Source organism: Brunnivagina elsteri CCALA 953 (genome assembly GCF_002289455.1).
Taxonomy (GTDB): domain Bacteria; phylum Cyanobacteriota; class Cyanobacteriia; order Cyanobacteriales; family Nostocaceae; genus Brunnivagina; species Brunnivagina elsteri.
The window spans coordinates 1-6,654 of the sequence record NZ_NTFS01000365.1 but is presented as its reverse complement, the minus strand read 5'-3'; the positions used below and the strand labels follow the sequence as shown (position 1 = coordinate 6,654).

Annotated in this window: 9 protein-coding genes; 2 read left to right on the top strand and 7 right to left on the bottom strand. The window is 37.7% G+C overall.

All coding sequences use genetic code 11. The features are described 5' to 3' along the window. Window positions 1–53 precede the first annotated feature (53 nt). The 5 genes from CK510_RS23920 to CK510_RS23900 form a co-directional block, all read right to left on the bottom strand. A complete protein-coding gene (locus CK510_RS23920) occupies window positions 54–245 on the bottom strand; it encodes a hypothetical protein (protein WP_095724057.1) in 192 nt (63 codons plus the stop codon). After that, window positions 245–1,465 (bottom strand): 3'-5' exonuclease, encoded by a 1,221-nt coding sequence (locus tag CK510_RS23915; protein WP_095724056.1) that lies wholly within the window; start codon window positions 1,463–1,465, stop codon window positions 245–247. The genes CK510_RS23920 and CK510_RS23915 overlap by 1 nt, the downstream gene beginning before the upstream one ends. An 18-nt stretch (window positions 1,466–1,483) precedes the next feature. After that, the gene (locus CK510_RS23910; RefSeq protein ID WP_095724055.1) at window positions 1,484–3,607 is read right to left on the bottom strand and encodes an Hsp70 family protein; all 2,124 of its coding nucleotides are present in this window, start codon (window positions 3,605–3,607) and stop codon (window positions 1,484–1,486) included. A 120-nt stretch (window positions 3,608–3,727) separates the two neighbouring features. After that, window positions 3,728–3,937 carry a hypothetical protein gene (locus CK510_RS23905; protein WP_095724054.1) on the bottom strand — a complete coding sequence of 70 codons (210 nt, stop codon included), beginning with the start codon at window positions 3,935–3,937 and terminating at the stop codon, window positions 3,728–3,730. Window positions 3,938–4,449: 512 nt separating this feature from the next. Then, window positions 4,450–4,608, bottom strand: coding sequence for a ribbon-helix-helix domain-containing protein (locus CK510_RS23900; RefSeq protein WP_245912369.1), 159 nt, complete (start codon window positions 4,606–4,608; stop codon window positions 4,450–4,452). A 151-nt stretch (window positions 4,609–4,759) separates the two neighbouring features. Here CK510_RS23900 and CK510_RS34090 point away from each other — a divergent pair, with 151 nt between their 5' ends. Next, window positions 4,760–4,888, top strand: coding sequence for a hypothetical protein (locus CK510_RS34090; protein ID WP_281257079.1), 129 nt, complete (start codon window positions 4,760–4,762; stop codon window positions 4,886–4,888). Between the two features lie 10 nt (window positions 4,889–4,898). Here the strand turns inward: CK510_RS34090 and CK510_RS23895 are convergent, their stop codons facing one another. Then, window positions 4,899–5,087 carry a ribbon-helix-helix domain-containing protein gene (locus CK510_RS23895; RefSeq protein ID WP_095724053.1) on the bottom strand — a complete coding sequence of 63 codons (189 nt, stop codon included), beginning with the start codon at window positions 5,085–5,087 and terminating at the stop codon, window positions 4,899–4,901. Between the two features lie 527 nt (window positions 5,088–5,614). Further along, entirely contained in the window at window positions 5,615–5,872 is a 258-nt protein-coding gene (locus tag CK510_RS23890; protein WP_095724052.1) for a hypothetical protein, read from the bottom strand. 247 nt (window positions 5,873–6,119) lie between these two features. Here CK510_RS23890 and CK510_RS23885 point away from each other — a divergent pair. Further along, a partial coding sequence (locus CK510_RS23885; protein WP_143289414.1) for a hypothetical protein occupies window positions 6,120–6,654 on the top strand: 535 nt, incomplete at its 3' end.

Genomic DNA, 6,654 nt, shown 5'->3' with positions numbered 1-6,654 from the left:
CCTCAAGTCATTGCTCACCGTTGTGCTTACCTTAATGGATTAATCTTTGCTCGCTAAATAAAAAGTGGGATGCTCCCGTCGGGCATTGCCTCCACTACTCGTGCAGCAACTTTATCTAACATAGAAGTATTCTCCGTCAAATCTGCATCGGAAATTGGTATCAACCGAAACTTCATTATCTTCAATGAAGAACGACGATACCATAATAGAAATTCATTATGGGTAAGTGGTAGCAAATATTTCATTAGAAAAAGTAATCCTCCGAAGTCTCAACTGCAACTTGCTTCTGAATCGGCAATTCAACTACTCGTAATAAGTTATCGGGTATACGGGTAATGTAAGGATGGGGTTTATTTGTATAACATAAATACAAGTTGAGTCGGCTTCTTGTTAATGCCACATAAAATAAGTTATTGGCAATATCTTCACTATGCCAAATAGTCACATCTGCACATAAATTGGGCAACAATACTGTTTCAAAATCTAATCCTTTGGCACTATGGTAAGTGAGTAAATGTACTTTAGATGCATCATTTAAATCACCATAACCACCACCCAAATATTGCATATTTAACCCACACTTAGATAGGTAGCTATTCAAATCATCGAAGTCATCCCCACCAAATCTATTTGTTTTTAGTTGCCATCCATCAAAATTATGTAAATTTAGTATGGTATCCATTAAGCCTAGTATGTACTTTTTCTGCGGTAACAATATTGCTGTACTGACACGGGAATTAGCATAACTTGAAGCTGTTTCAAATACATAACGGATTTCTTCATTCACATCCAATGAAGAAGCTAAAACTACATCGACATTACGCAATTTAGAACGGGATGCTTGTTCCAGTTGGTTATGAGGAAAAATCGACTTGACTATCTCAATAATTTTGTTAGGTAAACGATGTAATATTTTCAATTCAACCGTAACAGCATTGATTAATGATACCATCGCGGCTACAGGCATCCCCATATTATAAATTGATTGTGCGCCATCACCTGCAACTATTAACTGATGGCATTGACTGTACAATAATGACAAAACTTTTTCCGATAAATCCTGCACTTCATCAACTAAAATTAAGTCGTAGGCTGAAGGACTTTTCTCAAATGCACTATAGGTTTTCACCTCAATACCACAACTATTAGTAGTTACTCTTTTGTTCGATTTATCGGAGAATATATCACCGAATAAGCTACTAGATTTGAATGAAGAAACTTTCTTCATTTCAGGTGGAATACTTGCATTAAACATGTCTACTAAGGTGTTAGTATAACCGACTACACAAACTCGTAATCCAGGATTTTGCTGTTTGGCTAAAATTAAGATATACAACAACAAAATGGATTTACCTGAACCCGCAAACCCCTGAATAAAAAAATTCTGTTTGGGGTTAGAAAGAATGCGATTAATAATATCGCGTTGTTCGGCATCAAGTTTGGCAAATGGTAATAACCAAGACATGTGATTGACAATCTCCAATTAAAATAATTTGAATAAATTAGTTGGGTTCAAAACATTATTTGTGCTATTCCTATTACTCTCCATTGGTGATGCCAGCAAACTTTCTTCGTTGTAAAGTTTAGATTTAGCACTAAATTCAAGTTTTCGCATCTTGACGATTTCACTAACATCATTTTTACCTAAAGATTCGGCAGCCTTAATCAATTTGTCATAATCCGATAAATATAAATCACCATCTAAAAATAATTTGTATAGATAATTAAATGCCCGTTGCACCATATCTCGACCTTTGGTTTTACGTTTATCTTCTTTACGCATCAAATAGCTACCATAGGAAACCAAAGTAAAGATAAAATCTGGATTAAATGATAAAGACTTCTCCATCAATAATTCGTATTCACTGCTATTGCCATTACGCAGATTAAATATTGCCAAATTAGCGGCATTAATTGCATTTTCTTGTTTTTCGTAAGCAATTTTAGCCCAAGTAAATCCTTGTTTTTCCTTATCAGCCCTATCGTAGTAATAACAAATATTGGTCTCGTGCCGCGAGTTTTTATCCAAAATCTGCACCAATTCTAAGGTTTCAGCCGCACGTAAATAATCAGACGCATTTGCACAAGCTTCAACTAGATGTAACAATCCGGGAATGGAGGGTTTACCACCATTATTTGCTGCCATTGAATTAGCCATTTTCTCAGCTTCAAACACTAACCTTTCTTCTGTAGTTAGTTCTCGATTTGCAAATGGGTTAACCAATGTTGAAACAACTTCATCACCACCAATATTTGCGCTGACAAATAAGACTTTATCTTCACTCAATCCACAATTAACTCGTACCCAAGTATTCGGGGCAAATCTCCCATCAAAACTATCAGCATCAATATTAATTACCGTCAAAATTTTATTTTCGTTCCCTACGCACAGGGGAATCTGAATTTTTGCTTGCTCTTTATCTCCCGTACAAAAATCAAATTCTTTATTCAGGTTTGATATCTCAGTACCTGCTGCAATTAGCGTCTGCAATCCATTACGACTAATTAATAAAATCGGTTCGGACACTATTGGACGCACCAACGTTAAACCCAATCCGTTCAACAATAGGGAGTTCACAGCAGCACCTTGGGAAACATGCGATCGCAAATCACGCGGTATTTCGATTTCTGTATTGGTAAAGTAGTTAGAGAGGGCAACTTGTACGTAGGGATTACTGCTGCTTCCACCAATCAACAAGATTAAGTCCAAGTCATCGCGACACAATTCGGCTTTACGTAAACTCGATTCGATGGGTGCAAACAGACTCACATCCCCAGTTTCAGCACCAACAAAAAAACTCTCCATCACTTCATTAAACTCGCAATAACTCATGCTGGGGTTGACCAAGTTTAATTTTTGTTTGGGCAAATTTATATCGAGAGAGCGATTCAATTCTAACATGAAGTTGCTAGTTGCTCCCTCTGGCAACCGATTCGATACCATTTGCGATGATACCGATTTACAAGCTAATATCTTCAATTCCTCTGCTGTTTTCTGCAACCAAGGAATAATCCGTTTGTTTAAGTCAGCACTTCTAAAGTCATCAAAGTTACAATTATTCTGCTTAAACAATTGTGGCAGTAAAATATCGGTGACGATTCGCTTATCGATGTCATCTCCGCCTAATGCTGTAAACTTGGATATTGCCAGGTTTTTACAAGTTAGTCCGCCTAAATCACTTCTAGCTATTTCCAGTATCGATATATCTAGGGTGCCAGCACCCCAGTCGAATACAAGAATTTGTAATGGTGATGATTCTGGTATATTCAAACTACCGAGTCCGTTTAAATTTGATTCGGCTAAATAACTCAAAAATGCCGCATTCGGTTCGTCAATTAATAATTTGCCATCACGTTTGATTCCAGCCGACGTTAACGCCGATAATAAACTTGTACGCTGGTTCGATTCAAACGATGCAGGTACGGATACCGAATAACGAATAATTGATGGCAACTTGTGTTGTTGAACATAGTCCTCGATTTGAGTCTTTAAAAAGTTGAAGAATACTCGCGCTGCATCTTCGGGTTTTTCAATCGTCGCCGTTGGATTACGGGCTGTTAGTCTACTATTGTAGTAAACTGGACCCAAATCTTCCCCTAATCCCATTTTGAATGAAGTCCATAAATTAATTCCTTGTTGTAGTTGACCCTTAAGTAACGACGCACCAACACCGATAAATAGTTGCTCCCGATGCCATGCGATCGCAGTTGGGATTAAGTGCGATTCTTATAGTCGTCCATCTTCAAGTAACTGCTGCACTGGCATTGCACATGTTTCAATCGGTACATTCCCATTCCCAATTACCGAATAACTTATGGTTGTCGTACTTGTGCCAAAATCAATCCCCACATAAGTCGCGTTACTTAATTTGGCTGGGATATTATCTTGGGCTAACTCTGCACCAATAACATTACTCAAACTTAGTGCTAAATTCATATATCAAAATTTATAATCTTAAAAAATTTTAGCAGAACAAATCAACTACTTACATCACTCCATCGTAGAAGAGCATTTGGCAAAAATAATCGTAGTGCCCAATTTTCAATTGTACTTTTGTAATTCCTTTTGCGTATTATTATGCAATTATCGCGCATTCGTTGAGTTATTGATTTACCTGTGAAGGCACAAGCTGATGACTTAAGCAAAGTTTAGCCAAATCAACTCGAAAATGCTGCTAGAGGTATAGAGATGTTTAATTTACGACTTTGATTTTACCGTTTATTGCTTGCTTAATTGATGACTACAAAATTCATTTAACAGCTTGACTGGCTTTACTTGTAACCTATTCCTCTATTAGCTCCCCCGATTTTTCACTCATATTTGTCCCTTCCCTAGCGCATCAGACTTTAAACTCGATTTGCAGATAATCAGGTAAAAAACTCGAAAGCTTACAGTCGAGCTTTTTTTTTGTTTTCATTCGGCATAAATAGTTCATAGGTACTATACGATTATTTCCCCTTCTGCTTTAGCCATTCACTCATTGCTTGCTCAAGCAGCAAATTGCACATATTGCTGACTGTGCGCTTTTCCTGCTTGGCTCTTTCTTCAAGGGCTTCCATCAGTTCCGGTTCAAGATAAATGGTTGTTCTAGGTTTTTTTGTAGGCACGTCAAAATATAAAAACTGGTTCTAGTTCATTATTTTTGCTCTCTTCTAAATATTTGTCACTCAAGTGCATTACCTATTGACATAGTTCATTGCCAGTTTTACTATACTTATATCGGCAAACAACTTCTACAGGTGCCATGTATGAGCAAACATGAAAAACTACCTTTGGTCGAAAAACTTACCCGAAAAGCCTTCAAGCATGGCAGGATTTTCCAGTACGGAGTTTGGCAACACCAAAGCCATGCCAGACTTTTATCGCAAAGCTGAGAGCGACATATAAGTGAAACACACTAAGACTGGGGGTTTTTATTCACATTTTCATCTGGGTATTTCAGCTTTCCCTCCTTTTCAGCTATTTCAACCTCTCTACGCAACAGATAAGCTGCTAAATCAGCCAGATTTGTGCCTTCAATATCAGCCCATCTCTGTAATTTTTCATGTGTCAAATCGGGAATAGAAACGCTTACTCTTTTGGTCACGGTAGTTTTTTTCTAATTTTCATGTTTCATAATACCTTCGATTGCATTTAATATTTGCTGCCATATAGTGACTATATAGATGTAGTATAATTATATAATAGATGCGGGAATCAACGTAATGATATCCAGCATCCGTCCAAAGACCATATTTCTATGGAGTATCGCAATCTGACAAAAGCAATCTTTGAATAAAACCTATCTTTGAATAAAACCTATCTTTGAATAAAACCTATCTGGAACTCATTCTCATGAAATATCACTATCAATAAATTTGCCTATAAGCAAGCTACCAGTACGAAGAATTGTCTAACTAGGGCTTGCTGATTAAAGCTAGAACAAACATCAAAATGAGGGTTTCAATCCTTTTTATTCCAATCAGGTGCAAGATTATAGTATTTAGAAGCTAAAAATCCTTGCATTTTGGTGGGAAATTGTGGGGTGAATTTAGAAACCAACGCCTAAAGCCACCATTTTTTTAGCTGTTTGGCATCTCGATTTGCTCTGGAAACTTTTTCAGCAAGCCCTAACTATTCAGAATCAAGACTAGCTTCCAATTCCTCGACAGAAATATTGTTATACCGGGCATATTCTGCGAGTTGCTGATTAATTGTTTCAAAATTAGCTTCTACCCGTGCAGCGATGATTTGAGCCGCAAATGCGGCAGGGGGACGACCCCGAAGCTTTGCCCAAAGCTTTAACTTCCGAAAGTCATAAGGGGATAGGGTAATCGAAAAACGAACGTTATCCTCTGCCATATCTAATAATTCTTCTCGCTGTGTCTTCATTAATGTACATCCTATGCATTCTCTTTTGCGATGGTCTGATGATGCTTTAAAGAATCTCTATTTGAAAATATAGCATTAAAGATGCTTGACAGAATCTCTACATATTCCCTAGAGTAGTAATCATGTAAAAAATATTTACGATCTGCTTAAAATAACTTGCAATTTTAGATAAGAAAAATTAATTTCAGCTTTGAGCAAAAAAAAGTTAAATCTCTAGTCAATCCTTGACGAATCTGGAGCCTCTGCCATGAATCACTACCATGCTCTCAAACACTTACCAAATGAAGGTTTAGAACCCAGACAATTCCTCCGTCACTGCTTCGGCATCGCTGAACTAACCCCCGCAGAACTATTGGAAGAAGAAACAGACTCCCAATACCGCAAAAAATGCATCACGATATTCTGTGCAATCTTTGACATTCAACGAGCAACGGTTAGGAAATGGGGAAGCGACCTGAATTTTGAAGGGATGCCCAACTATTGCAAAATTGCTCTTGCTTACATCGAAGCAGCCGGAACTATGCCTCGTTATCTCAGAAGCATACTCAAAGGTGAGTACAATCCACCCGAAGTTGATGCTCAAACCTTCCTGGAAAAAATTATCCTCGATGGTTTAAGCGAACAGCAAATATTACAAACTGTCTCCCATGCTAACTTTCGGACAACTTGCGTCAAAACTCTCACCCAAGTTCTGCATATCGGCACCAAATCAGTCCAGGATTGGGGACAAGATATGTCATTTCGCAAAATGCCGCGTATCCACAAACACACCTTGGCTTATG